We start from the raw sequence: 23908 nt of genomic DNA, 5'->3' as shown, positions 1-23908 counted from the left end.
CAGCAATGCATTGAGCTTACGCGTACTAATGAGCCGTGAGGCTTGACCATATAACCCCAAGACGCTTCACCGTCTTAACGCAATCCTCCGGTCGATCCCGGACGCTTGTCACTCGTTTACACCCTCTGTGGAGCCGGCGCACCTGCGCTGCTCCCACCCCTTCCCTGGCGGCTATAGCGGCGTGGTACCACCTGATCCCATCCCGAACTCAGAAGTGAAACGCGCATGCGCCGATGGTAGTGTGGCTCAAGCCATGCAAGAGTAGGTCACCGCCAGGGGCTTTATCCAAAACCCGGTCTCGAAAGAGGCCGGGTTTTTCTTTTTGGTTTTATCCATCCCGCCATCCCTTATCATCCGCGACGATGGGAAAACTCCCGTCGAGGAAGCAACGATGGTCGAGCAGGTCGATGTCCTGGTAGTCGGTGGCGGCATCAACGGCGTCGGCATCGCGCGTGACGCGGCCGGGCGAGGCCTCAGTGTCTGGCTGTGCGAGCGCGACGATCTCGCCGCCCACACGTCGAGCTCGAGCACCAAGCTCATCCACGGCGGCTTGCGCTATCTGGAGCAGTTCGAGTTCGCGTTGGTCGGCAAGGCGCTCGCCGAGCGCGAGGTGCTCTTGCGGGCCGCACCACACATCATCTGGCCGCTGCGCTTCGTCCTTCCCCACCAGCCGCACCTGCGCCCCGCCTGGATGATCCGCATCGGGCTGCTCCTCTACGACCATCTTGGCCGCGGGCGCCGCACGCTACCCGGCTCACGGCGGATACGCTTTGCCAAGCACGTCACCGGGAAACCTTTGCGCGACGAATTCCACGTCGGCTTCGTCTATTCGGACGCGTGGGTCCAGGACGCGCGGCTGGTGGTGCTGAACGCAATGGACGCCGCCCGACGCGGCGCTCGTATCGAGACACGCACGCGCTGCGTCAGCGCGAGGCGGGACAGCGACGGTTGGGCTGCGGAGCTAAAATCCGCGGACGGCACGAGGCACGAAGTGAAGGCGCGCGCCTTGGTCAACGCCGCAGGGCCATGGGCGGCGAACTTCCTCGACGACGTGGCCCATGTGAAGCACAGCCGGTCGCTTCGCCTCGTCAAAGGCAGCCACATCGTGGTGCCGAAGTGGTTCGATCACCGCTACGCGTACATCTTTCAACAGCCCGATCGCCGCATCGTCTTCGCCATCCCGTACGAGCGAGACTTCACGCTTATCGGGACGACGGACCTGGAGTACACGGACGATCCCTCGCACCCGCTGATCACGCCAGACGAGGTTACCTATCTCTGCGACGCGGCGAACCGCTACTTCAAGAAGCAGCTGGGCCCCGATGACGTGGTCTGGTCCTATAGCGGTGTTCGCCCGCTGTTGGAGGACGAGTCAGGCAAGGCCTCCGAAGTGACGCGCGACTACCTGCTGGACGTCGACAAACAGGGGCCGCCGCTCTTGAGTGTTTTCGGAGGCAAGCTGACCACGTTTCGCAAGTTGTCGGAGGAGGCCATGGACATCGTCGCACCGCTTCTAGGGAACGACCATGGCGCGTGGACCGCGGATGCTCGCCCGCTACCGGGTGGTGGAGAGCGGGATATCGGGGAGTTGCTGGACGACATCTGCGGATCGCGCCCCTGGCTGCCGGAGGCCATGGCGTGGCGCCTGGCGCACAGCTACGGCACGCGAGCGCGCGACATGCTCGGGGAGGCGCGGGGTCTGTACGAACTGGGCGAGCATTTCGGCGCGGACCTCTACCAGGCGGAAGTCGATTACCTCGTTCGACACGAGTGGGCCGTGGCGGCGGAGGACATCCTGTGGCGGCGAAGCAAGCTGGGCTTGCGGATCGCGCCGCCGGACGTACAACGTCTCGCTGATTACCTGGCGTCGGACCAGCGCGAGACGATTTCCGCGTGACCATGAAGAAGTCGTACATCCTCGCCATCGATCAGGGCACGACGAGTTCGCGCGCGATCCTCTTCGATCGCGAGGGCGGCATCGCCGGTATGGCGCAGCGCGAGTTCGCGCAGATATTCCCACAGCCGGGTTGGGTGGAGCACAACCCGCGCGAGATCGTGACCAGCGTGCTGTCGACGATGACCGAGGTCATCAGCAATGCGCAGGTCGATCCGGCGCAGATCGCGGGCATCGGTATCACCAACCAGCGCGAAACCGCGGTGGTGTGGGACAGGCACACGGGCCAGCCGATCCATAACGCCGTGGTGTGGCAGTCCCGGCAGAGCGCCGAACTCTGCGACAAGCTCAAGGCGAAGGGCCATGAGCCGATGGTGCGGGAAAAGACGGGTCTCCTGATCGATCCTTACTTCGCGGGCACGAAAGTGCGGTGGATCCTGGACCATGTCGAGGGCGCGCAGGCTCGGGCCGAAGCCGGCGAACTCCTTTTCGGCACGATCGACACCTGGTTGATCTGGAACCTGACCGGCGGAAAGGTCCACGTGACCGACGTGACCAATGCCTCGCGCACGCTGATGTACGACATCCATGCCTGCGCCTGGGACGACGAGTTGCTGAACATGCTGGGCGTGCCTCGCGCGATGCTGCCGGATGTGAAGTCGTCCAGCGAGGTCTATGGAACCACCGAATCGAGGCACGTTTTCGGCATGGAAGTGCCGATTGCGGGCATCGCCGGTGACCAGCAGGCGGCGCTCTTCGGGCAGGCCTGCTTCGAGGAGGGCATGGCGAAGAACACCTATGGCACCGGCTGCTTCATGCTGATGAACACGGGCGGAAAAGCCGTTCGCTCGAAGAACGGCTTGCTGACGACCATCGCGTGGAGCGTGGACGGCAAGGTCGAGTACGCGCTCGAAGGTAGCATCTTCGTCGCGGGCTCCGTCGTGCAATGGTTGCGCGACGGCTTGCGGATGTTCGGCAAGGCCTCGGACTCGCAAGCGTACGCGGAACGTGCGAAAGACAACGGCGGCGTGTATGTCGTGCCGGCGTTCGTTGGATTAGGCGCGCCGTATTGGAAGAGCGATGTACGCGGTGCCGTGTTCGGTTTGTCGCGTGGCACGACGAAGGAGGAATTCATCCGCGCGTCGCTGGAATCGATGGCGTACCAGACGCGCGACGTGCTGGAGGCAATGCAGGCGGATGCGGGCATCCGGTTGAAAGAATTGCGCGCCGATGGTGGCGCCATCGCCAATGATTTCATGGCGCAGTTCCAGGCGGACATCCTCGACGTCACGTTGTTGCGGCCGAAGGTGCAGGAGACGACGGCACAAGGCGCGGCGTACCTAGCGGGACTTGCCGTCGGGTTCTGGAAGGACAAGAGCGACATCGCGAATCGCTGGGCCGTGGATCGTGAGTTTATTCCGGCGATGACGCGGGAACGTCGTGAGGATCTCTACGACGGTTGGAAGCAGGCGGTGAGCGCGGCGATGGGATTCAAGGCGCGCAAGCTGTAGCACTGCGCGATTCAAGTGCGGCGAACACCATCGCCGACAGAGTCGGCTCCCACCAAAGAAAAGGGGCGGCGCACTGTTGCGCCGCCCCTTTTTTTAAGCCATTTCGCGGCGATCAGGGAAGCGCGTAACCGAACTGCTCCGCGAACTCGCCGGCGAACTGGTCGTAGGTGAAGTACTGGTTCTGCGTGCCCGGGTGTTCGACCTTGAGGGCGCCCATCAGCGATGCCATGCGGCCGATGGTCGGCCAGTCGTAGCCCTTCATGATGCCGAAGATGAGGCCGGCGCGGTACGCGTCGCCGCAGCCGGTGGGGTCGACGACCTGGCGCTCGCGTGCCGGCGGAATCTCCACGGTTTTTCCGTCCACGTGGATCAGCGAACCGCGCGGGCCCTGCGTCACGATGTACGCATCGACCTTCGACGCGATCTCCGAAGCGTTCCAGCCGGTGCGCTGCTGGAGGAGCTGCGACTCGTAGTCGTTGACGATCACGTACGTGGACTTCGTGATCATCGAGCGGAACTCTTCGCCGTTGAACAACGGCATCGCCTGGCCCGGATCGAAGATGAAGGGAACGCCGCGCGCGGAGAACTCATCCACGTGCTGCAGCATCGCTTCGCGGCCGTCCGGCGCGACGATGCCGAACGTGCAATGCGCGATGTCGCGCACATGATTTTCCTGCGCGCTCGACATCGCGCCCGGATGGAAGGCGGTGATCTGGTTGTTGTCCAGGTCGGTCGTGATGAAGCACTGCGGCGTGAACTGGTCGTCGAACTGGCGCACGCCGTCGAGACGGATGCCGAACTTCTCGAGGTGCGCGCGATACGGCGCGAAGTCCTGGCCTACCGTCGCCACCGGCATCGGTTCGCCACCGAGCAGCTTGAGGTTGTAGGCGATGTTGCCTGCGCAACCGCCGAACTCGCGGCGCATCGCGGGCACCAGGAACGACACGTTCAGGATGTGCACCTGGTCCGGAATGATGTGGTTCTTGAACTGGTCCTGGAACACCATGATGGTGTCATAGGCAAGCGATCCGCAGATAACGGCAGTCATGCGATGGGTGGCCCTGAAAGTGGATTGGCGCGACCGGGATGGCCGCCGCGAGAAACGCCGCCCGCGCGGGGTCCGGCAAACCGTCGAATCGTACCGAAAAACGGGGCCGGAGGCGACCTCCCAGGGGCGGTCGCAGGTGTCCCGGCCGGGCAGGTTCCGCTCGCATCATTCGGACTTACAAGGCTTTCTTAACGACTGTACCCTTGCGTGGGGGAGGGCGCCAATCTAGACTCGCACGCTTACTTTTTCCCGCTATGGGCGCCCGCCGCATCATGTTTAAGAAGTTCCGCGGACTCTTTTCGAACGACATCTCCATCGATCTCGGCACGGCGAATACGCTCATTTATGTGCGCGGGCAGGGCATCGTCCTGAACGAGCCTTCGGTGGTGGCGATCCGCCAGGACCGTGGTCCGGGCGGTCCCCGGGCCGTGGCGGCCGTGGGTGGCGACGCGAAGCGCATGCTTGGCCGCACGCCGGGCAACATCGCCACGGTGCGCCCGATGAAGGACGGCGTCATCGCCGACTTCACCATGACCGAGGCGATGCTGCAGCATTTCATCAAGCAGGTGCACCGCTCGCGCATGCTGCGTCCGAGCCCCCGCGTGCTGGTCTGCGTACCTTGCGGCTCCACCCAGGTGGAGCGTCGCGCCATCAAGGAATCGGCCGAAGGCGCCGGCGCCCGCGACGTCTTCCTCATCGAGGAGCCCATGGCCGCCGCGATCGGCGCCGGGATCCCGGTGCACGAGGCGCGGGGTTCCATGGTGCTGGATATCGGCGGCGGCACCTCCGAGGTGGCCGTCATCTCGCTCAACGGCATCGTGTACTCGCAGTCCGTGCGCGTCGGTGGCGACCGCTTCGACGAGGCCATCATCAACTACGTGCGCCGCAACCACGGCACGCTGATCGGTGAATCCACGGCCGAGCGGATCAAGCTCGAGATCGGCTGCGCCTTCCCGCAGAGTGAGGTCCGCGAGATCGAGATTTCCGGCCGCAACCTCGCCGAGGGCGTGCCGCGCATGTTCACGATCAACTCCAACGAGGTGCTGGAAGCCCTCCACGAGCCGCTGTCGGGCATCGTGGCCGCCGTGAAGGCAGCGCTGGAGCAGACCCCGCCGGAGCTCTGCTCCGACGTGGCCGAGCGCGGCATCGTGCTCACTGGTGGCGGCGCGCTGCTGCGCGACCTGGATCGCCTGATCTCCGAGGAAACCGGCCTGCACGTGCAGGTGGCCGACGACCCGCTCACCTGCGTGGCGCGCGGCGGCGGCAAGGCCCTGGAGATGATCGACCAGCACGGCAGCGACTTCTTCGCGTTCGAATGATGACGGCGCGCGCGGCGCGGTGGCCGGAGCGCGCTAGACCATGGCCCTGAATCGCGACGACACCTCGCCCCTGTTCGCGGGCGGCGTGGCGGGCACGCTGCGCCTGATCGTCTACCTCGCGCTCGCCTGCGTGCTGATGGTGCTCGACCACCGCGGCGGCTGGCTGCGCAGCGTGCGTTATGGGCTGTCGCTCGTGGTCGAACCCGTCTACCGCATCGCTGGCCTCCCGTCGCAGGGGTTCCACGCGGCGACGGTCGCGTTCGCCGATCGCCAGCGCCTGACGGAGCAGAACCAGCGCCTGCGCGAGGACCTGCTGCTCGCGAACGCCAAGCTCAACCGCATGGCCTCCGTGGCCGAGCAGAACCAGCGCCTCAAGGAACTGCTCGACACCCAGCACAGCCTCTCGCTGAACGTGCAACTCGCTCGCTTGATCGGCGTGGACCTGGGCAGCTTCCGCCACCGGATCGTGCTGAACGTGGGTGCGCGCGACAAGGTGCAACCGGGCCAGGTGGTGATCGACGCGCGTGGCGTGATGGGCCAGATCGTCGAGGTGCTGCCGACGACGTCGGTCGCGATGCTCATCACCGACCCGAACCATGCCATTCCCGTGACCATCGAACGCACCGGCCTGCGCACCATCGCCTACGGCTCGCGCGCGGGCGACATGCTTTCCCTCCCGAACATTCCCGTCTCGGCGGACGTGCAGGCGGGCGACAAGCTGGTCACCTCGGGCCTTGGTGGGCGTTTCCCGCCAGGGTTCCCGGTGGGCGAGATCCGCGATGTGGTACAGACACCCTCCGGCACCTTCCTCTCCGCGCAGGCCAAACCGGCCGCGGACCTCGACCGCAGCGAGGACGTGCTCCTGCTGCATGACCTCGCGGAAGGCGCCGGTCCCCCGGCACCCGCGCCGGACGTCGGGCCGCCGACCAGCCTTGCGCCGGATCCGAACGCACCCCCGGCGGCCACGCCGACGGCCGGGGGGACGCCATGAACCGGCTCCGCGTCCGCCAGCTGTGGTTCGCCGCCACGCTGCTGATCTCGCTTTTCCTCATGCTGATCCCGCTGCCGGGCCCGCTGACGCCGTTGAAGCCGTACTGGCCCGCGCTGGTGCTGCTCTACTGGTGCCTGCAGTCGGGTGACAGGGTCACGCTCGGCCTGGCCTTCTGCCTGGGCGTCGCGGCGGACCTGTTCGACGGCGTCCTGCTCGGCGAGCAGGCGCTGCGTCTCACCGCGATGGTCTTCATCGCGCTGCGCTTCCGCTCGCGGCTGCGCTTCTTCCCCATGTGGCAGCAGTCGCTGGCCGTGCTGGGCCTCCTCGTGAACGACCGCATCCTGCTGTTGCTGGTGCGCGTGTTCAGTGGCGACCCGCTGCCACCGCCGGAATACTGGATCTCGCCGCTGATCGGCGCGGCCTTGTGGCCGTTCGTGTTCCTCATCCTCGACGACCTCCGCGCGCGCCTGCGCATCCACGAGGCATGAGCCGGCGGCGCGCCTCGATCAAGGAGGTCCGCGGCGAGGTGGCGCTGTTCCGCCGCCGCGCCATGGCCGGCTTTGCCCTCATCCTGCTCGGCCTCGCGGCCGTCTGCGTGCGCTACGTGTACCTGCAGGTGCTGCACCACGACGAATTCGTGGTGCGTTCCGACCAGAATCGCGTGAAACCGCGTGCGATCCCGCCTGCGCGCGGGCTGATCTACGACCGCAACGGCGTACTGCTGGCCGATAACGTGCCGGCGTTCCGGCTCGAGGTCACGCCCGAGCAGGTCGCCAACATGGACGACATGCTCTCGAAGCTCGGTGCCGTGGTGCCGCTCAGCGACGAAGACATCGCGACCTTCCGGAAGCAGGTGAAGCAGAGCCGACGCTTCGAAGGCGTGCCGCTCAAGCTGAAACTGACCGAGGACGAGATCGGGCGCTTCGCCGTGAACCGCTGGCGGTTCCCCGGCGTGGACGTGGTGCCGTACCTCACCCGGCGTTATCCGATGGGCGCGCAGCTGGCCCACGTGATCGGCTATGTCAGCCGCATCGACGTGGACGACCTCGAAGGCATGGACGAGGAGGAAGAGGCCACGTACAAGGGCACGACGCACATCGGACGCATCGGCATCGAGCGCTACTACGAGAAGCTGCTGCATGGCGCGCCGGGCTACGAGCTGGTCGAGGTGAACGCCGACGGTCGCACCCAGGCCGTCCTCGACACGACGCCGCCCACGCCGGGCAAGAACATCTACCTCAGCATTGATGTGCGCCTGCAAAAGGCGGCGGAGGAAGCGATGAACGGCCGCGCCGGCGCCGCCATCGCGATCGATCCGCGCAACGGGCAGGTGCTGGCCTTCGCCAGCGAACCCAGTTTCGACCCGAACCTCTTCGTCAACGGCATCAGCTCCACCGACTACAAGGCGCTGACCACGGCGCCGGACAAGCCGCTGTACAACCGCGCGCTGCGTGGCGTGTACCCGCCCGGCTCGACCGTGAAGCCGTTCCTCGCCCTCGGCGGCCTCGCCATGGGCATCCGCCGGCCGAGCGATACCGTGCTTTCCACCGGCGAGTTCTGTATCCCCGGGCAATCGCGCTGCTATCGCGACGACAAGCGCGGCGGCGACGGCACGGTGAACATGATCGGCGCCATCGAGAAGTCCACCAACACCTACTTCTACAAGCTCGCCCTCGACATGGGCATCGATCGCCTCTCCGCGTGGATGGGCAAGCTCGGCTTCGGCAAGAAGACCGGCATCGACCTCATTGGCGAGGTGGAGGGCGTGCTGCCGTCGCGCGAATGGAAGGCGTCGCGCAGCAAGGCGGGCTGGTACCCGGGTGAGACGATCATTTCCGGCATCGGCCAGGGCTATTGGGCGGTGACGCCGATCCAGCTCGCGCACGCGGTGGCCACCTTCGCGGGCCGCGGCGTGCCGTACGCGCCGCACCTGCTGCTGGACACGCAGGACGGCGTCGACAGCGCGCGCGTACCGCAGTCCTTCCCGCCGAGCGGCCCGTCCATCATCCGCAAGGCCGCCGATTGGGACGCGGTGAACCAGGGCATGGAGGCGGTGATCAACTCGGGCAAGGGCACCGGCAAGAAGCTTGGCATCGGCTTCCCCTTCCTCATCGCGGGCAAGAGCGGCACGGCCGAGCGCTTCTCGCGCAAGACCGACGCGTACGACACCAACAAGAACAAGGCGTACCTGGCGAGCCGCCATCGCGCGCTGTTCATCGCCTACACGCCCGCGGACGATCCGAAGATCGCCGTCACCGTGGTCCTCGAGGCCGGCGCGTGGGGAGCGGAGGATTCGGGCCCCATCGCGCGCAAGATCCTCGACCAGTGGGTGGTCGACGAGGGCGGGCAGCGTCCGGTCGACCCGGCGCCTGGACAGATCGTCACGGCCGACACCGTGCCCGAGGCGGAAGCCGCGGAAGCGTCGTCCGTGCAGGGCGCCGAGCCCGCGGCGGCCGGAACCGCCGAACCACCCTACGACGACGGCGAGGACCAATAACGTGCTCGAGCAACTGTCCGTCCGCCTGAAACGCTTCGGCATGCGCCTGCTCACCCGGCCGCGCCTCGACCTGCCATTGCTGCTGGCCCTGTTCCTTCTCGCCTGCGCGGGTCTCGCCACGCTTTACAGCGCCGGCGGCGGCAACTATTCGCTGGTGGGGGGGCAGGCCGCGCGCTTCGTGCTGGGTGGCGTGCTGTTGCTGGTCATCTCGCGCATTCCGCCGCCGGTGCTGCGCTCGTGGACGCCGTGGCTCTACATGGGCAGCACGGCGCTGCTGGTGGTGGTGGCGGTGCTCGGCGAGGGCAGGGGCGCCTACCGCTGGCTCGACCTCGGTGTCATGCGCTTCCAGCCCTCCGAACTGCTCAAGCTGACGATGCCGATGATGGTCGCCTGGTATCTGCACCCTCGCCAGTTGCCACCCAGCTGGAAGGACATCGCCGTCGTGGGCCTGCTGATCGCGGTGCCGGCGGGACTCATCGCCGAACAGCCGGACCTCGGCACGGCACTGCTGGTGGCGGGCGCGGGCGCGTTTGCGTTGTTCCTCTCGGGCATGGCCTGGTGGCGCATCGGCCTCCTCGTCGGCGGCGCGGCGGCGGCGGTACCGGTAGCCTGGCAATTCCTCCACGAATACCAGCGCAATCGCGTGCGCACGATGCTCGATCCCGAGTCCGACCCGCTGGGCAATGGCTGGCACATCATCCAGTCGAAGATCGCCGTGGGCTCCGGCGGCGTTTTCGGCAAGGGCTGGCAGCATGGGACGCAGTCGCGCCTGGATTTCCTGCCCGAGCACACCACGGATTTCATCTTCGCGGTGTTCTCCGAGGAGTTCGGGCTGATTGGCGTCATCGCGATCATGCTGCTGTACGCCTTCATCATCGGCCGTTGCCTGTGGATCGCGATGAACGCGCGCGACACGTATTCGCGCCTGCTGGCGGGCGCCATCGGCATGAGCTTCTTCGTCTACGTGGCGGTGAACGGCGGCATGGTCGCCGGCATCCTGCCGGTGGTGGGCGTGCCGATGCCGCTGGTCAGCTACGGCGGCACCTCCGCGGTGTCGCTGCTCACGGGCTTCGGCGTCCTGATGTCGATCCACGCAAACCGCAAGCTGCACGATTAGCCGTCCGCGGCTGAACGCGTCAGCGAATTCGCCCTGGATAGGCCACTTTCGCGTGTTACGCTTCGACGCATGGATGAAGTTCTCGCCGCGCGCCGCGCACGACCCGCCCGCCCATTCCCGCGCCTCGCCGGCGCGATGATTGCCTTCCTCCTGTTCGCCTCCGCCGCCTTCGCCGGAACTCATCCGGGCCAGGAGCAACTGGTGCGCGAGGTGGCGAAGGACACCGGCAAAAGCACGTCCTCGTTGAACGCGCTGCTCGACGGCGCGAAGAAACAGCAGGCGATCCTCGACGCGATCAGCCGGCCGGCCGAAGGCAAGCCGTGGCGCGATTACCGTCCGATCTTCCTGACCGAGCAGCGCATTTCGGCCGGCGCCGACTTCTATCGCGAGCACCGCGCGCTCCTGGACGATATCGGGCGCAAATACGGCGTGCCGCCCGAATACATCGTGGCGATCGTCGGCGTGGAGACGTTCTACGGTCGCAACACCGGCAAGTGGAAAGTGCTCGATGCACTGGCCACGCTGGCGTTCTATTACCCGAAGCGGGCCCCGTTCTTTCGCGAACAGCTGAAGGTCCTGCTGGAGTTGCCGTCCAACCACCTCGGCGGCCCGCTCGACACGCTCACCGGTTCCTATGCGGGTGCCCAGGGCTGGGGCCAGTTCATGCCCTCGTCCATCCGCGATTGGGGCGTCGATTACGACCACGACGGCCGCATCGACATGAAGGGCTCGATGGGCGACATCTTCGCCAGCGTGGCCAATTACTTCGCTCAGCACGGTTGGGAAGCGGGCGGCCCGGTCGCCGCACGCGCCCAGCCTGACGCGCGCGCCGTGGCGCCGGCCGTGCCCAAGGACTGGAAGCCGGTGGCGCCGGTGGAATCGTTCGTCGCCGAAGGCTTCGCGCCGCTGCAGCACCTGAACCCGGGACGCGACGCGCAACTGGCTCGCCTCGACGGCCCCGCCGGCGACGAGTACTGGTTCACTTTCCAGAACTTCTACGTCATCACGACCTACAACCGCAGCCCGATGTACGCCATGGCCGTCGACCAGCTGGCGCAGGAAATCCGCATACGTGTAGCGGGGTCGAACACGCAATGAATGCTCGGTGGGAGCCGACGCTGTCGGCGATGGGTGCTCGCGGCGAGCCCGAATCGCCGACAGGGTCGGGTCCCACCGAGCGTCGCATCGTTCGGATTTTCGCCGTCTTGATGGTTGCGGTGCTCCTCGCGGCCTGCGGCGGCTCCAAGAACTCCCGTCCCTCGTCGCGTGGCGGCAGCTCCCCGTCGTCCTCGCGCGCTTACGACGACATCCGCAAGGGCCAGTCCAGCCGCTACCGCAGCCGCAGCGACAGCGTGCCCACCGACATTCCGGACGTGAACAAGCTTCCCGAGCCGGTGCCCAAAGTCGAGCCGCGCTCGCTGTACGGCAACAAGTCGCCGTATTCCGTGCTGGGCCAGACCTACAACGTGCTGCCGAGCCCGCACGGTTACGTCGAGCGCGGCATCGCATCGTTCTACGGGAACAAGTTCCACGGCTACAAGACCTCGAGCCTCGAGGAATACGACATGTACCAGTTCTCGGCGGCGCACAAGACCTTGCCGCTGCCGAGCTACGCGCGTGTCACCAACCTCGAGAACGGCAAGAGCGTCATCGTCCGCGTCAACGATCGCGGACCGTTCCACGAGAACCGCATCATCGACTTGTCCTTCGCCGCCGCCGTGAAAATCGGCGTGTGGCCCAAGGGCACGGGTCTCGTGGAAGTCCGCGCCATCGATCCGCGCGATCCTGGCAGCGACCGCGGCGCGCCCTACGTGAACACCGCGCCGAAGCCCGCTCCGATCACCGCGCCGCCGCCTCGACCGAATGCCGGAGGCGCTTCGGCGCCGCGCACCGTGGCGATGCCGGCCGCTGCCGTCGGCGCGATGGGTGCCGCCACAGCGCCCGCCGTGCCCGCCGGGGGTGACACCGGAGACGACGACGGTCACGTGGCCGGCATGACCAATGTGTCGGCCGCGGAAGCCCTGCCGCCGGCCGCGGGGCGGGGAACCGCCGGACAGCCGGCGGCGACTGGCAGCGTGAAAGCCGCCGTCCCGGCGCCCGCACCCGTCGCGGCGGCGCCCGAAGGCGCGATCACGCCGCCAGTGGCCGGAAAACCCAGCATCTACCTCCAGGTGGGCGCCTTTTCCGATGTCGCCAACGCCCAGCGCGTCGCCGACCAGTTGAACCGTGCGGGCCTTGGGCCGGTCAGTGTCGTGGAGGCGCAGATCGGTGGCCGCAATGTCCGGCGTGTGCGGGTCGGGCCCCTGTCCGATGTCGACACCGCCGATCGCCTCACCGACCAGATTGCCGGCATGGGCCTGCCCAGGCCGCAGGTCGCGGTAGACTGACCCTCTTTTTTTCTGCTTTGACTGGACCACTGAAACGATGAAGCTCTTGCCCCGTTCCCTGTTCGCTTTCGCCGCCGCCGCGCTCGTCGCCGGCGTGACCGTGGCGCAGCAGACGCCGCCCCGCCCGTCCGTGCCGCGCCCGGTGGTTCCCGAGGCGCCGGTGCCGCCGCCGCCGGACGTGGAAGGCAAGAGCTGGGTGCTGATGGACTACAACACCGGGCAGATCATCGCATCGAAAGATCCGGACATGCAGGTCGAGCCGGCCTCCATCACGAAAGTGATGACCGATTACGTCGTCTCCGCCGAGATCGGCAACGGCAAGATCCACATGACCGATCCGGTCACGATCAGCGAGAACGCGTGGCGCGGCGGCGGCGCGGGCACGGACGGCTCCACCAGCTTCCTGAAGCTCAACAGCCAGGTGCCGCTGAAGGACCTGCTGTTCGGCATGATCATCCAGTCGGGCAACGATGCCGCCATCGCGCTGGCCGAGCACACCGCGGGCTCCGAGCCGGCGTTCGCGAACCTGATGAACGCGTACGCGAAGCAGTTGGGCATGACCCACTCGAACTTCCAGAACGCGTCCGGTTACCCGATCGCCAATCACTACACGACCGCTCGCGACATCGCGATCCTCTCTCGCGCGCTGATCCACGACTTCCCCGAGGACTATGCGATCTCGGCAGTGAAGGAGTTCGAGTGGAACGGCATCAAGCAGCACAACCGCAACCTGCTCCTGTGGCGCGACAACACCGTTGACGGCATCAAGACGGGCCACACGGCCGCGGCCGGCTACTGCCTCGCCGCCTCGGCGAAGCAGGGCGACGCCCGCATGATCGCCATCGTCATGGGCGCCACCAGCGAGAAGGGCCGCGCCGATGCCGCGCTGGCGCTGCTCAACTATGGCTTCCGTTTCTATGAGTCGCACAAGCTCTACGAGGCCAACAAGCCGCTGGCCACGCCGAAGCTGTGGAAGGGCGCCGAGAGCACTATTCCGCTGGGCCTCACCGAAGACGCCATGGTCTCAGTCAAGCGCGGCGATTACGACAAGCTCAAGGCGAACCTCGACATCCCGGCCACGCTGATCGCCCCGTTCAAGAAGGGCCAGCAGGTCGGCACCCTGCGTGTCACGCTCGACGGCCAGCCGGTGCTCACCAAGCCGCTGGTGGCCCTGAACGATGCGCCCGAGGGCGGGTTCTTCTCGCGCCTCTGGGACACGATCCTGCTGTGGTTCCACAGCGACGACAGCGACAAGAAGTAAGAGGGCATCGGTCATGCGCGAGATCGACTTCAGCGAAGCGCAGAAGGAAGGGAAGGGCTTCCAGTTCCCGGGCGAGTTCGAGATCACCGCGATCGGCAACGCCAACGCGGGCCTCGACAAGCACGTGCCGGCGCTCCTGCACGCCATCGGGGTGGAAGTCCTCCACGAGACGTTGTCGACCAAGCTCACCCCCGCCGGCAACTATCAGTCGGTGACGGTGAGCTTCGTCGCCGTCACCCGGGAGAAGTACCTCGAGGCGCACAGCACCCTGCGAGCGGACGAGAACATCCGTTTCACGATGTGAGGATTTCGCCGCTCCCGTAGCAGCCGCTCGCTGTAGGAGCCGCTATAGCGGCGAGAGCCCACGGAGCCACAAAGCGGCGAGGCAGGTTCCTCGCCGCTATAGCGGCTCCTACACGGGCTGGCTGGGCGTCAACTCTTGTATCGTGTGGTCCACGCCCACAACTCGCCCTCATCCCCTCCGATCCCCGTCCCCCATGACCCTCCCCCTCAACGTCCGCCGGCTGGGGCGTGTCCCCTACGAATCCACCTGGAAGGCCATGAGCGCCTTCACCGACAACCGCACCGACGACACCGTCGACGAGCTGTGGCTGCTGGAGCACGACCCGGTGTTCACGCTGGGGCAGGCGGGGTTGGAGGAGCACGTGCTGTTCGCGGGCGACATCCCTGTGGTCCGGGTGGATCGCGGCGGTCAGGTCACCTACCACGGCCCGGGCCAGATCGTGGCCTATCCGATGATCGACCTTCGGCGGGTGGGCGTGGGCGTGCGCGAGCTGGTCAACAAGATCGAGCAGGCCATCATCGACACCCTGGGCGAATGGAACATCGGGGCCGAGCGCCGCGACGGCGCCCCCGGCGTCTACGTGGCCGACGCCAAGGTGGCCGCCCTGGGCCTGCGCATCCGCCGCGGCTGCAGCTTCCACGGTCTGGCCTTCAACGTGGACATGGACCTCGAGCCCTATCACCGCATCAATCCCTGCGGGTACAAGGGTTTGGAGGTCACCCAGGTGCTAGACTTAGGCGGTCCGTCACGGTTGGCGGACGTGGAAGACGTCCTGGTACAGGAATTCTGCAAGCAGTTCGGTTTCCACGCCGTACCCGCCGATCCCACCCTTCCCGAACTCCCCGCGCGCCTTGCGGTCTGAGGCTGTAGCCCCTATGAGCCAGACTTCCGCTTCCCCCTCCCGCAGCATTCCCATCGCCGTCGTCGACAAGCCCGGCGAGAAGATGCTCGGCAACGACAAGATCGGGCTTAACCGCGCGAGCTTCGACGCCACGCAGCCCGCGCTGCGCAAGCCCGGCTGGATCCGCGTGCGCCTGCCGCAGGGCAACGCCGTGCAGCAGCTGAAGGCGCGCCTGCGCGAGAACTCGCTGGTCACGGTGTGCGAGGAAGCCTCCTGCCCGAACATCCACGAGTGCTTCTCCAAGGGCACCGCCACTTTCATGATCCTCGGCGAGGTCTGCACCCGCCGCTGCTCGTTCTGCGACGTGGCCCACGGCCGTCCGCTGCCGCCGGATCCGCTGGAGCCGGCGCGCCTTGCCGAGACCATCCGCGACATGCGCCTGCGCTACGTGGTGATCACCTCGGTGGATCGCGACGACCTGCGCGACGGTGGCGCCGAGCATTTCGCTTCGTGCATCCGCGCCGTCCGCCACGCCAGCCCGGACATCCGCATCGAGATCCTCACGCCCGACTTCCGCGGCAAGGGCCGCATGGAGCGCGCGCTGGACGTCCTGAAGGATTTCCCGCCGGACGTCTTCAACCACAACCTGGAAACGGTCCCGCACCTGTACCGCGAGGTCCGTCCCGGTGCCGATTACCAGTGGTCGCTCGACCTGCTGAAGAACTTCAAGGCGCAGCACCCGTCGGTGCCGACCAAGTCCGGCATCATGCTGGGCCTGGGCGAGACGATGGAGCAGGTGCTGGAGACCATGCGGGATCTACGCGCCCATAACGTCGACATGATCACCATCGGGCAGTACCTGCAGCCGACGGCGCACCACCATCCGGTGGTCCGTTACTGGACGCCGGACGAATTCGACGCGCTGCGTATCGCTGGCGAAGAGATGGGCTTCTCCCATGTCGCTTCCGGCCCGTTGGTGCGATCCTCCTACCATGCCGACCTGATGGCTCACGCCGCCGGCGTCGTCGAATAAACGCCCAACATACCGAGGCTCCGACTACATGACTCTTCGCCCCGCGATCGCCCTCCTGCTGGCCTTGTCGGCCGCGGGCGTCCAGGCACAGGCCGCTGCCCCGCAGCAGCAGCCCGACACGACCGCGCCGGCGACGAAGTCCGCCCCGCAGCCGAAGGACGCCTCGGAAGCCGCCACCTCGCCGCAGCCGCAGCGCAAGGAGTCGAGCCTTCCGTTGAAGCCGACCCAGGCCGAGGCGCAGGCGTCGCAGCTGTCCGCGCGGTTCCTCACCCGCTTCCATTACCAGGCCCAGCCGCTCGACGACGCCATGTCGGCCAAGATCTACAAGGCCTACATGGATTCGCTCGACAGCGAGAAAGTGTTCTTCACCCAGGAAGACCTCGCGAAGTTCGACCCGCTGAAGACGCAGCTCGACGACGCCATCTGGAACCAGGACCTCAGCGGTCCGTTCTCGGTGTTCAACCTGTACATCACGCGCGCCGTCGATCGCATGAACTACGCGCGCAGCCTGCTGAAGAAGGGCTTCGACTTCAGCGGTAACGACAGCTTCAACTTCGACCGCAAGAAGGCCGAGGCGCCGAAGAACCAGGCCGAGCTCGACGACGTGTGGCGCAAGCGCACGATGAACGACTGGCTGCGCCTCAAGCTCGCCGGCAAGAGCGACGACGACATTCGCAAGACGCTCGACAAGCGCTACGCCACGTACATCACGCGCGTGCGCCAGCTCGACGACGAGGACGCCACGCAGGCCTTCATGACCGCGTACGCGAACTCCACCGATCCCCACACCGACTACCTCGGTCCCCGTGCCGCGGACGCGTTCGACATCGCGATGCGCCTGTCGCTCGAAGGCATCGGCGCGGTGCTGCAGGCGCGCGACGACTACACCACCATCCGCGAGCTCGTCCCGGGCGGCCCGGCGATGAAGTCCGGCAAGATGAAGCCCGGTGACCGCATCGTCGCCATCGGCCAGGGCGAGACCGGCCCCATGGTCGACGTGGTCGGCTGGCGCCAGGACGACGTGGTGAAGCTGATCCGCGGCAAGAAGGACACCACCGTTCGCCTCGAAGTCCTCCCGGCCGATGCCGGCGTGGACGGCAAGCACGAGGTCATCACCCTCGTGCGCAAGAAGGTCACGATGGAGGAGCAGGCCGCCAAGTCGAAGGTCATCGACGTGAAGGACGGCGACGTCACGCGCAAGATCGGCGTGATCGAACTGCCCACGTTCTACCAGGACTTCGGCGCCCGCCGTAACGGCGACGCCAACTTCAAGAGCGCCACCCGTGACGTCTCCAAGCTGCTTACCGAGCTGAAGGCGCAGAAGGTCGAAGGCGTCATCATGGACCTGCGCAACAACGGCGGCGGTTCGCTCAACGAAGCCACCGAGCTCACCGGCCTGTTCATCGACACCGGTCCGGTCGTGCAGGTGCGCGACGCGCGCGGTCAGGTCGACGCCCAGGGCGACGACGCGCCGGGCATGGCGTGGGACGGCCCAATGGCGGTGCTGGTCAACCGCGGTTCGGCCTCGGCCTCCGAGATCTTCGCGGCGGCCATCCAGGATTACGGCCGCGGCCTCATCATCGGCGAGCCCACCTTCGGCAAGGGCACCGTGCAGAACCTGGTGGACCTCGACCGCTTCGGCAAGGCCACGACGGGCGAGGACGCCAAGTACGGCGAGCTCAAGATGACCATCGCCGAGTTCATCCGCATCAACGGCGACAGCACGCAGTTGCGCGGCGTCACGCCCGACGTGCAGTTCCCGCAGAACGGCGATGCGAAGGAATTCGGCGAGTCCACCTACGACAACGCGCTGCCGTGGCGGCACATCGATCCGGCCGACTACAAGCCGGTTGCCGATCTCAAGCCGATCATCGGCCCGCTCAACGAGAAGCATAAGGCGCGCGTGGCGAACTCGCCGGCGTGGAAGCTGATGCTCGACGAGTTGGCGCAGTACCAGAAGCTGCGCGACAAGACCGACATCTCGCTCAACTTCGCCGCTCGCCAGGCGGAGCGCAAACAGTACGAAGCCACGCAGACGGACTTCCGCAACCGCCGAAAGGCGATCTTCGGCGGCGACGGCAGCCCGGCGGAACTCGGCGACACGGGTGACACGTCCGACGACGGCCTGAATCCCAACGAGCGCAGCATCAAGTCGGAGATCAAGCAGGAAGCCGAGGCCAAGAAGGCCAAGGACACGCCGCTCGACGAAGCCGCGCACATCGTCGGCGACGAAGTGGCGATGATCAAGACGGACGCCAAGCTTGCCGCGGAAGTGCTGCCGTATGGCGGCCGCAAGATCGACGCACCGCAAACGGCACAGGTGCCGGCCAAACCCACGGGCGACAGCACCCCGTAAGCGTCCGCTGGAAGGGACGGAAGAGACCTCCCGATCTGGGAGGTCTCTTGCTATCTGGCAGGAGCAACGAGCATTGGCCCCTCCGTTTTCACGGAGTTCCTGCTAGCCTCGGTGCGGATTTTTCCACCGCACAAGGGCAGGGAACATGATCGATTTCCTCGACCGCCTCGGCGTCGACCACGCGATGCGCGCGCTGATCCTCACCTACGCTATCCGCATCGGACTTGCCGTCCTGCTGCTGGTGCTCGGCTTCTGGATCGCCGCACGCCTCGCCAACTTCGGACGCCGCGCCCTCGAGCGCGCCCGCGTCGACGTCACCCTCGCGCTCTTCCTTCGCAACATCATCTACGGCGTGTTGCTGGCGCTGCTCTTCATCCAGGTGCTGGGAACCATGGGCGTGCCGACGGCGTCCTTCATCGCCGCCATCGGTGCCGCCGGCCTCGCGATCGGCCTGGCGCTCAACAGCTCGCTGTCCAACCTCGCCTGGGGCGTGCTGCTGATCCTGTTCCGTCCGTTCCGCGTGGGCGACTTCGTCACCGTTGGCGGTGTCGACGGAACGGTCGAAAGCGTGAACCTCATGCACACCTACCTGATCACGCCCGACAACCGCCAGGCCGTGGTGCCGAACGCGAAGGTGGGCGGCGACGCGATCATCAACTACAACGTGCGCGGCACCCGTCGTTTCGAGATCAAGGTCGGCATCGGCTACGGCGACGACATCGGCAAGGCCATGCAGGTGGTGCAGGACCTGTTCGGCGCCGACACGCGAATCCTCAAGGACCCGGCTCCCGGCGTCTGGACCGAGGGCCTTGGCGACTCCAGCGTGAACCTCGTGATCCGCGGCTGGACCGCCGTGCCCGACATGTGGGAAGCGCAGACCACGATGCTCCGCCGCATCAAGGAGCGTTTCGACGAGGAAGGCATCACCATTCCGTATCCGCAGAGCGAGATCCGGCTGGTGGGGCCCGCGGCGGGAGAGGAAAAGAATCCGCTCGATCCGGCCGCCCCATAGCGATCGCCCGGTGGGACCGACATCCGCGACGCATGAGGATCATGGAGTCCGTGCGCGCCCCCAACGCCAGAACCCCCCGCGCAAACCAGAAATCCATCCCAAACGACCGTTTTAATCGTGGAAAACGGGTCCGGCCGCGCTCCTGAGGGATTACAATCGTCCGGTTGCGCCGCAGCACGGGCGCCCCCATTCCCCCGCCAGCGGGTTCGTCAGCCCGTAAGCGCCTGTTTTTAGGAGGTTCCATGGCCGACGTCAAAGAAGCCCGCATTCCCGATATCGGTGGCAAGCCGGTGCCGATCATCGAAATCATGGTCAAGGTCGGCGATCGCGTCGAGAAAGACCAGAGCCTCGTGACGCTCGAGTCCGACAAGGCCACGATGGAAGTGCCGGCGCCGTTTGCCGGCGTCATCAAGGAGCTGAAGGTCAAGGTCGGCGACGAAGTGGACGAGGGCGCCGTGATCGCGCTGGTGGAAGCCGAGGGCGACGCCCCGGCCGCCGCCGCGCCGAAGAGCGAAGCGCCGAAGGCCGCCGCTCCGCAGGCCGCCGCTCCGGCTCCGGCCCCCGCGCCCGCCGCCGCGAAGGCCCCCTCGGCCTCGAAGTCCTCCGGCCCGGTCGACGTGAAGGTGCCGGACATTGGCGGCAAGCCCGTGCCGATCATCGAGATCATGGTCAAGGCCGGCGATCGCGTCGAGAAAGACCAGAGCCTCATGACGCTCGAGTCCGACAAGGCCACGATGGATATCCCGGCGCCGTCCGCGGGCATCATCAAGGAACTGAAGGTCAAGGTCGGTGACGAGGTCAACGATGGCCACGTCATCGCCATCCTCGAAGGCGAGGGCGGCGAAGCCGCGTCCGACGACGCGCAGCCGGCGCCTTCCGCTGACAAGCCCGGCATCGCCGAGGCACCGGCGCCGGCGCCGCAGCGTGAAGCCGCCCCGGCGCCCGCCGCTGCCGACGCCCCCGTCGGTGGCGCGCCGCGCACGCCGCCGGTGGCCTTCGACGCAAGCGTCATCATGCCGGCCAATGCCCCGTACGCCAGCCCTGCCGTCCGCGCGTTCGCGCGCGAACTCGGCGTCGATGTCGCCCAGGTGAAGGGCAGCGGCCGTGGTGGTCGTATCCAGCGCGAAGACATCAGCAACTACGTGAAGCAGGTGATGACCTCCGGTGCGACGCCGTCCGCGGGTGGCACGGTCGCCGCCGGTGGCGGCCTCAACCTGCTGCCGTGGCCGAAGGTCGACTTCTCGAAGTTCGGCGAGGTGGAAGAAAAGCCGCTTGGCCGCATTCCGAAGATCTCGGCCGCGAACCTCTCGCGCAACTGGGCGATGATTCCGCACGTCACGCAGTTCGAAGACGCTGACATCACCGAGCTGGAAGCCTTCCGCAAGAAGCTCGGCGAAGAGAACAAGGACCTCAAGATCACCCCGCTGGTCTTCCAGATCAAGGCGGTGGTCGCGGCGTTGAAGAAGTTCCCGACCTTCAACGCCTCGCTCGACGCGTCGGGCGAGAAGCTCACGCTCAAGAAGTACTTCCACATCGGCATCGCCGTGGACACGCCGGACGGCCTGGTCGTCCCGGTCATCCGCGACGCGGACAAGAAGGGCCTGCTCGAGCTCGCCGCCGAACTGGCCGAGATCTCGAAGAAGGCGCGCGACAAGAAGCTCACCGCCAACGACATGTCCGGCGGCTGCTTCTCGATCTCCTCGCTCGGCGGCATCGGTGGCACGGCGTTCACGCCGATCATCAACGCACCGGAAGTGGCGATCCTCGGCGTGTCGAAGGCGCAGATGAAGCCCGTCTGGAACGGCAAGGAATTCGCGCCGCGCCTGATGCTGCCGTTGTCGCTGTCGTACGACCACCGCGTCATCGACGGCGCCCTGGCCGCGCGCTTCGCCGTGTACCTCGCCACCCAGCTCGGCGACATCCGTCGCCTGTTGCTCTGACGGAGGCCGGCACGCATGGCTAACACGATCGAACTGAAGGTCCCCGATCTCGGCGGCTCGCACGACGTGCCCGTCATCGAGATCCTGGTGAAGGTCGGCGACAGCGTCGCCAAGGACCAGAGCCTCATCACGTTGGAATCCGACAAGGCCACGATGGACGTGCCCGCCTCGCAGGCAGGCACCATCGTCGAGCTGAAGCTCAAGGTCGGCGACGAGGTCAACGACGGCACCATCATCGCCCTGATCGAGGCCGAGGGTACCGCCGAGGCACCGGCGGCCGAGAAGGTCGTCGGCCAGTCGGTAACGAAGGAAGCGCCGCCGCCGGCACCGCCGTCGCCCGCACCGGCACCGCCGAAGCAGGCCGCCGCGGCGCCTGCGCCGGCCGCCGCGACCGACTCCGGCCGCAAGGCCGACATCGAATGCGAACTGGTCGTGCTTGGCTCCGGCCCGGGCGGCTACACGGCTGCCTTCCGCGGCGCGGACATCGGCCTGGATACCGTCCTCGTCGAGCGTTTCGAATCGCTCGGCGGCGTCTGCCTCAACGTGGGCTGCATTCCGTCGAAGGCGCTGCTGCACGCGGCCGCCGTCATCGACGAGGCCGCCCACATGGAAGCGCACGGCATCACGTTCGGCAAGCCGACCATCGACCTCGACAAGCTGCGCACGTTCAAGGACAAGGTGGTCGGCAAGCTCACCGGTGGGCTCGCGCAGATGGCGAAGGCGCGCAAGGTGCGCACCGTCACTGGCGTCGGCAGCTTCGTCTCGCCGAACGAAATGGAAGTCCAGACGGCCGAGGGCACCAAGCTCATCCGCTTCCGCAACGCGATCATCGCCGCTGGCTCGCAGCCGGTGAAGCTGCCGTCGTTCCCTTGGGACGACGAGCGCATCATCACGTCCACGGGCGCGCTCGAGCTGCGCGACGTGCCGAAGAAGCTGCTCGTCGTCGGCGGCGGCATCATCGGCCTGGAGATGGCCACGGTGTACGCGGGCCTGGGCTCCGAAGTCACCGTCGTCGAACTCGCCGAGCAGCTCATGCCCGGTGCCGACGCCGACCTGATCAAGCCGCTGCAGACGCGCATCGCCAAGCGCTACAAGGGTATCCACCTCAAGACGAAGGTGGTGGAGGCCAAGGCCACGAAGAAGGGCATCGAGGTTTCCTTCGAGGGCGAGAGCATTCCAGAGACGAAGGTCTTCGACCGCGTCCTGGTTTCCATCGGGCGCGTGCCGAACGGCGGCAAGGTCGGCGCGGAAAAGGCTGGTGTGGAAGTCACCGAGCGCGGCTTCATCCCCGTCGATCGCCAGATGCGCACGAACGTGAAGCACATCTTCGCCATCGGCGACCTGGTGGGCCAGCCGATGCTGGCGCACAAGGCCACGCACGAGGCCAAGGTGGCGGCCGAGGCCGCGGCGGGCGAGAAGAGCTTCTTCGACGCGCGCGTGATTCCGTCGGTGGCCTACACCGATCCGGAAATCGCCTGGGTCGGCGTCACCGAGCGCGAGGCGAAGGAAAAGGGCCTGAAGATCGGCGTGGGCAAGTTCCCCTGGGCCGCCTCCGGCCGCGCCATCGGCATCGACCGCACCGAAGGCTTCACCAAGCTCCTGTTCGACGAGGAAACCCACCGCATCGTCGGCGCCGGCATCGTCGGCCCGCACGCGGGTGACCTCATCTCCGAACTCGCGCTGGCCATCGAGATGGGCGCGGAAGCCGGCGACATCGGCCGCACCGTCCATCCGCACCCCACGCTCGGCGAATCCGTCGGCATGGCCGCCGAGGTGTACGAAGGCACGATCACGGACTTGTACATTCCGAAGAAGAAGTAAGACCTACGTCCACGCTGCCGGATGACCGGCAGCGTGGACGATCTTGGCGGGGCATCGTGGGTGGATGTCCGAACCGCCCCACACGCATCGCCTCCGCCTCGCCAGGGTTTCCGAGCCCGGCAGGATCTACCTCATCACGACGACGACGTGGAACCGGGTTCCGTTGTTCCGCGAACACGGCTATGCGCGATCCGTTGCACGCGTTTGCCAGTCGCCGAAAACATGGCGGGGTGCGACGTGCCTTGCCTGGGTACTGATGCCCGACCACTGGCACGGTCTGGTGGAACTGCACGAGGGCGATCTCTCCAAAACGGTCGGGCGCTTCAAGTCCATGGCCGTCAAAGCGATGAAGAAGCATCGCGACAGGGAATACCCTGTCTGGCAGAAGACCTTCCACGACAGCTGCCTGCGCAGGGGCGACGACGTAAAGGCCGCGGCCCGGTACCTGGTAGCGAACCCGCTCCGCGCCGGCCTCGTCGAAAACATCGGCGACTACCCCTACTGGAACGCCGTCTGGCTCTGACCGCCTGAAGAGCCGCTGCTCGGTGCCCGCGTTCCTGTTCCTGGTGCCCGGTG

The 23908-nt window shown here is 66.6% G+C and carries 19 protein-coding genes and 1 rRNA gene; 19 read left to right on the top strand and 1 reads right to left on the bottom strand.

What is annotated here, in order from left to right; genetic code table 11:
• The first annotated feature begins 163 nt into the window (after positions 1-163).
• The 3 genes from rrf to glpK all read left to right on the top strand — a co-directional run bounded on the left by rrf (position 164) and on the right by glpK (position 3405).
• A 5S ribosomal RNA gene (gene rrf / locus ACQKIE_RS17155) occupies positions 164-278 on the top strand.
• 113 nt (positions 279-391) lie between these two features.
• Positions 392-1897: a glycerol-3-phosphate dehydrogenase gene (gene glpD, locus ACQKIE_RS17150; RefSeq protein ID WP_427461350.1), complete on the top strand. Its 1506-nt coding sequence runs from the start codon at positions 392-394 to the stop codon at positions 1895-1897.
• A gap of 2 nt (positions 1898-1899) precedes the next feature.
• Positions 1900-3405, top strand: coding sequence for a glycerol kinase GlpK (gene glpK, locus ACQKIE_RS17145; RefSeq protein ID WP_427461367.1), 1506 nt, complete (start codon positions 1900-1902; stop codon positions 3403-3405).
• A 112-nt stretch (positions 3406-3517) separates the two neighbouring features.
• Here the strand turns inward: glpK and ACQKIE_RS17140 are convergent, their stop codons facing one another.
• Positions 3518-4453 carry a carbohydrate kinase family protein gene (locus ACQKIE_RS17140; RefSeq protein ID WP_427461348.1) on the bottom strand — a complete coding sequence of 312 codons (936 nt, stop codon included), beginning with the start codon at positions 4451-4453 and terminating at the stop codon, positions 3518-3520.
• Positions 4454-4725: 272 nt separating this feature from the next.
• Here ACQKIE_RS17140 and ACQKIE_RS17135 point away from each other — a divergent pair, with 272 nt between their 5' ends.
• From ACQKIE_RS17135 to ACQKIE_RS17060, 16 genes are all read left to right on the top strand, one after another.
• The gene (locus tag ACQKIE_RS17135) at positions 4726-5772 is read left to right on the top strand and encodes a rod shape-determining protein (RefSeq protein ID WP_072322142.1); all 1047 of its coding nucleotides are present in this window, start codon (positions 4726-4728) and stop codon (positions 5770-5772) included.
• Between the two features lie 40 nt (positions 5773-5812).
• Positions 5813-6763: a rod shape-determining protein MreC gene (mreC, locus tag ACQKIE_RS17130; RefSeq protein WP_427461346.1), complete on the top strand. Its 951-nt coding sequence runs from the start codon at positions 5813-5815 to the stop codon at positions 6761-6763.
• Entirely contained in the window at positions 6760-7251 is a 492-nt protein-coding gene (gene mreD / locus ACQKIE_RS17125; protein WP_427461344.1) for a rod shape-determining protein MreD, read from the top strand. Before mreC ends, mreD begins: the two co-directional genes overlap by 4 nt.
• On the top strand, positions 7248-9260 hold the full coding sequence (gene mrdA, locus ACQKIE_RS17120; protein WP_427461342.1) for a penicillin-binding protein 2: 2013 nt from the start codon (positions 7248-7250) through the stop codon (positions 9258-9260). The genes mreD and mrdA overlap by 4 nt, the downstream gene beginning before the upstream one ends.
• 40 nt (positions 9261-9300) lie before the next feature.
• Complete coding sequence (rodA, locus tag ACQKIE_RS17115) at positions 9301-10377, top strand: rod shape-determining protein RodA (protein WP_427461365.1); 1077 nt, start codon at positions 9301-9303, stop codon at positions 10375-10377.
• 69 nt (positions 10378-10446) lie between these two features.
• On the top strand, positions 10447-11475 hold the full coding sequence (gene mltB, locus ACQKIE_RS17110) for a lytic murein transglycosylase B (protein WP_427461340.1): 1029 nt from the start codon (positions 10447-10449) through the stop codon (positions 11473-11475).
• Complete coding sequence (locus tag ACQKIE_RS17105) at positions 11472-12764, top strand: septal ring lytic transglycosylase RlpA family protein (protein ID WP_427461338.1); 1293 nt, start codon at positions 11472-11474, stop codon at positions 12762-12764. Before mltB ends, ACQKIE_RS17105 begins: the two co-directional genes overlap by 4 nt.
• Before the next feature lie 37 nt (positions 12765-12801).
• Complete coding sequence (locus ACQKIE_RS17100) at positions 12802-14025, top strand: D-alanyl-D-alanine carboxypeptidase family protein (RefSeq protein ID WP_427461336.1); 1224 nt, start codon at positions 12802-12804, stop codon at positions 14023-14025.
• A 13-nt stretch (positions 14026-14038) separates the two neighbouring features.
• On the top strand, positions 14039-14329 hold the full coding sequence (locus ACQKIE_RS17095; RefSeq protein ID WP_427461334.1) for a DUF493 family protein: 291 nt from the start codon (positions 14039-14041) through the stop codon (positions 14327-14329).
• Positions 14330-14522: 193 nt separating this feature from the next.
• The gene (gene lipB / locus ACQKIE_RS17090; RefSeq protein ID WP_427461332.1) at positions 14523-15191 is read left to right on the top strand and encodes a lipoyl(octanoyl) transferase LipB; all 669 of its coding nucleotides are present in this window, start codon (positions 14523-14525) and stop codon (positions 15189-15191) included.
• Positions 15192-15204: 13 nt separating this feature from the next.
• A complete protein-coding gene (lipA, locus tag ACQKIE_RS17085) occupies positions 15205-16203 on the top strand; it encodes a lipoyl synthase (RefSeq protein WP_427461330.1) in 999 nt (332 codons plus the stop codon).
• Between the two features lie 28 nt (positions 16204-16231).
• Positions 16232-18559, top strand: a complete 2328-nt coding sequence (locus ACQKIE_RS17080) for a carboxy terminal-processing peptidase (RefSeq protein WP_427461327.1) — start codon at positions 16232-16234, stop codon at positions 18557-18559.
• Positions 18560-18704: 145 nt separating this feature from the next.
• Positions 18705-19571 carry a mechanosensitive ion channel family protein gene (locus ACQKIE_RS17075; RefSeq protein WP_427461325.1) on the top strand — a complete coding sequence of 289 codons (867 nt, stop codon included), beginning with the start codon at positions 18705-18707 and terminating at the stop codon, positions 19569-19571.
• Between the two features lie 242 nt (positions 19572-19813).
• Positions 19814-21511: a dihydrolipoyllysine-residue acetyltransferase gene (gene aceF, locus ACQKIE_RS17070; protein ID WP_427461323.1), complete on the top strand. Its 1698-nt coding sequence runs from the start codon at positions 19814-19816 to the stop codon at positions 21509-21511.
• Positions 21512-21526: 15 nt separating this feature from the next.
• A complete protein-coding gene (gene lpdA, locus ACQKIE_RS17065; protein ID WP_427461321.1) occupies positions 21527-23332 on the top strand; it encodes a dihydrolipoyl dehydrogenase in 1806 nt (601 codons plus the stop codon).
• A gap of 64 nt (positions 23333-23396) precedes the next feature.
• Entirely contained in the window at positions 23397-23855 is a 459-nt protein-coding gene (locus ACQKIE_RS17060; RefSeq protein WP_427461319.1) for an REP-associated tyrosine transposase, read from the top strand.
• Positions 23856-23908: the final 53 nt, after the last annotated feature.

The sequence above is a fragment of the Luteibacter sp. NPDC031894 genome (assembly GCF_050273135.1).
Lineage (GTDB): Bacteria > Pseudomonadota > Gammaproteobacteria > Xanthomonadales > Rhodanobacteraceae > Luteibacter.
Note: the sequence above shows the minus strand (reverse complement) of the source record. Positions and strands in the feature narration are given on the sequence as shown.

Coding starts and splice junctions, on each gene's coding strand:
- rodA (WP_427461365.1), top strand. CDS start 9,301: ATGCGCCTGCTCACCCGGCCGCGCCTCGACCTGCCATTGCTGCTGGCC.
- lipB (WP_427461332.1), top strand. CDS start 14,523: ATGACCCTCCCCCTCAACGTCCGCCGGCTGGGGCGTGTCCCCTACGAA.
- lpdA (WP_427461321.1), top strand. CDS start 21,527: ATGGCTAACACGATCGAACTGAAGGTCCCCGATCTCGGCGGCTCGCAC.
- aceF (WP_427461323.1), top strand. CDS start 19,814: ATGGCCGACGTCAAAGAAGCCCGCATTCCCGATATCGGTGGCAAGCCG.
- ACQKIE_RS17100 (WP_427461336.1), top strand. CDS start 12,802: ATGAAGCTCTTGCCCCGTTCCCTGTTCGCTTTCGCCGCCGCCGCGCTC.
- ACQKIE_RS17075 (WP_427461325.1), top strand. CDS start 18,705: ATGATCGATTTCCTCGACCGCCTCGGCGTCGACCACGCGATGCGCGCG.
- ACQKIE_RS17095 (WP_427461334.1), top strand. CDS start 14,039: ATGCGCGAGATCGACTTCAGCGAAGCGCAGAAGGAAGGGAAGGGCTTC.
- mreD (WP_427461344.1), top strand. CDS start 6,760: ATGAACCGGCTCCGCGTCCGCCAGCTGTGGTTCGCCGCCACGCTGCTG.
- glpD (WP_427461350.1), top strand. CDS start 392: ATGGTCGAGCAGGTCGATGTCCTGGTAGTCGGTGGCGGCATCAACGGC.
- ACQKIE_RS17140 (WP_427461348.1), bottom strand. CDS start 4,453: ATGACTGCCGTTATCTGCGGATCGCTTGCCTATGACACCATCATGGTG.
- ACQKIE_RS17080 (WP_427461327.1), top strand. CDS start 16,232: ATGACTCTTCGCCCCGCGATCGCCCTCCTGCTGGCCTTGTCGGCCGCG.
- ACQKIE_RS17060 (WP_427461319.1), top strand. CDS start 23,397: ATGTCCGAACCGCCCCACACGCATCGCCTCCGCCTCGCCAGGGTTTCC.
- ACQKIE_RS17105 (WP_427461338.1), top strand. CDS start 11,472: ATGAATGCTCGGTGGGAGCCGACGCTGTCGGCGATGGGTGCTCGCGGC.
- mreC (WP_427461346.1), top strand. CDS start 5,813: ATGGCCCTGAATCGCGACGACACCTCGCCCCTGTTCGCGGGCGGCGTG.
- mrdA (WP_427461342.1), top strand. CDS start 7,248: ATGAGCCGGCGGCGCGCCTCGATCAAGGAGGTCCGCGGCGAGGTGGCG.
- mltB (WP_427461340.1), top strand. CDS start 10,447: ATGGATGAAGTTCTCGCCGCGCGCCGCGCACGACCCGCCCGCCCATTC.
- glpK (WP_427461367.1), top strand. CDS start 1,900: ATGAAGAAGTCGTACATCCTCGCCATCGATCAGGGCACGACGAGTTCG.
- lipA (WP_427461330.1), top strand. CDS start 15,205: ATGAGCCAGACTTCCGCTTCCCCCTCCCGCAGCATTCCCATCGCCGTC.
- ACQKIE_RS17135 (WP_072322142.1), top strand. CDS start 4,726: ATGTTTAAGAAGTTCCGCGGACTCTTTTCGAACGACATCTCCATCGAT.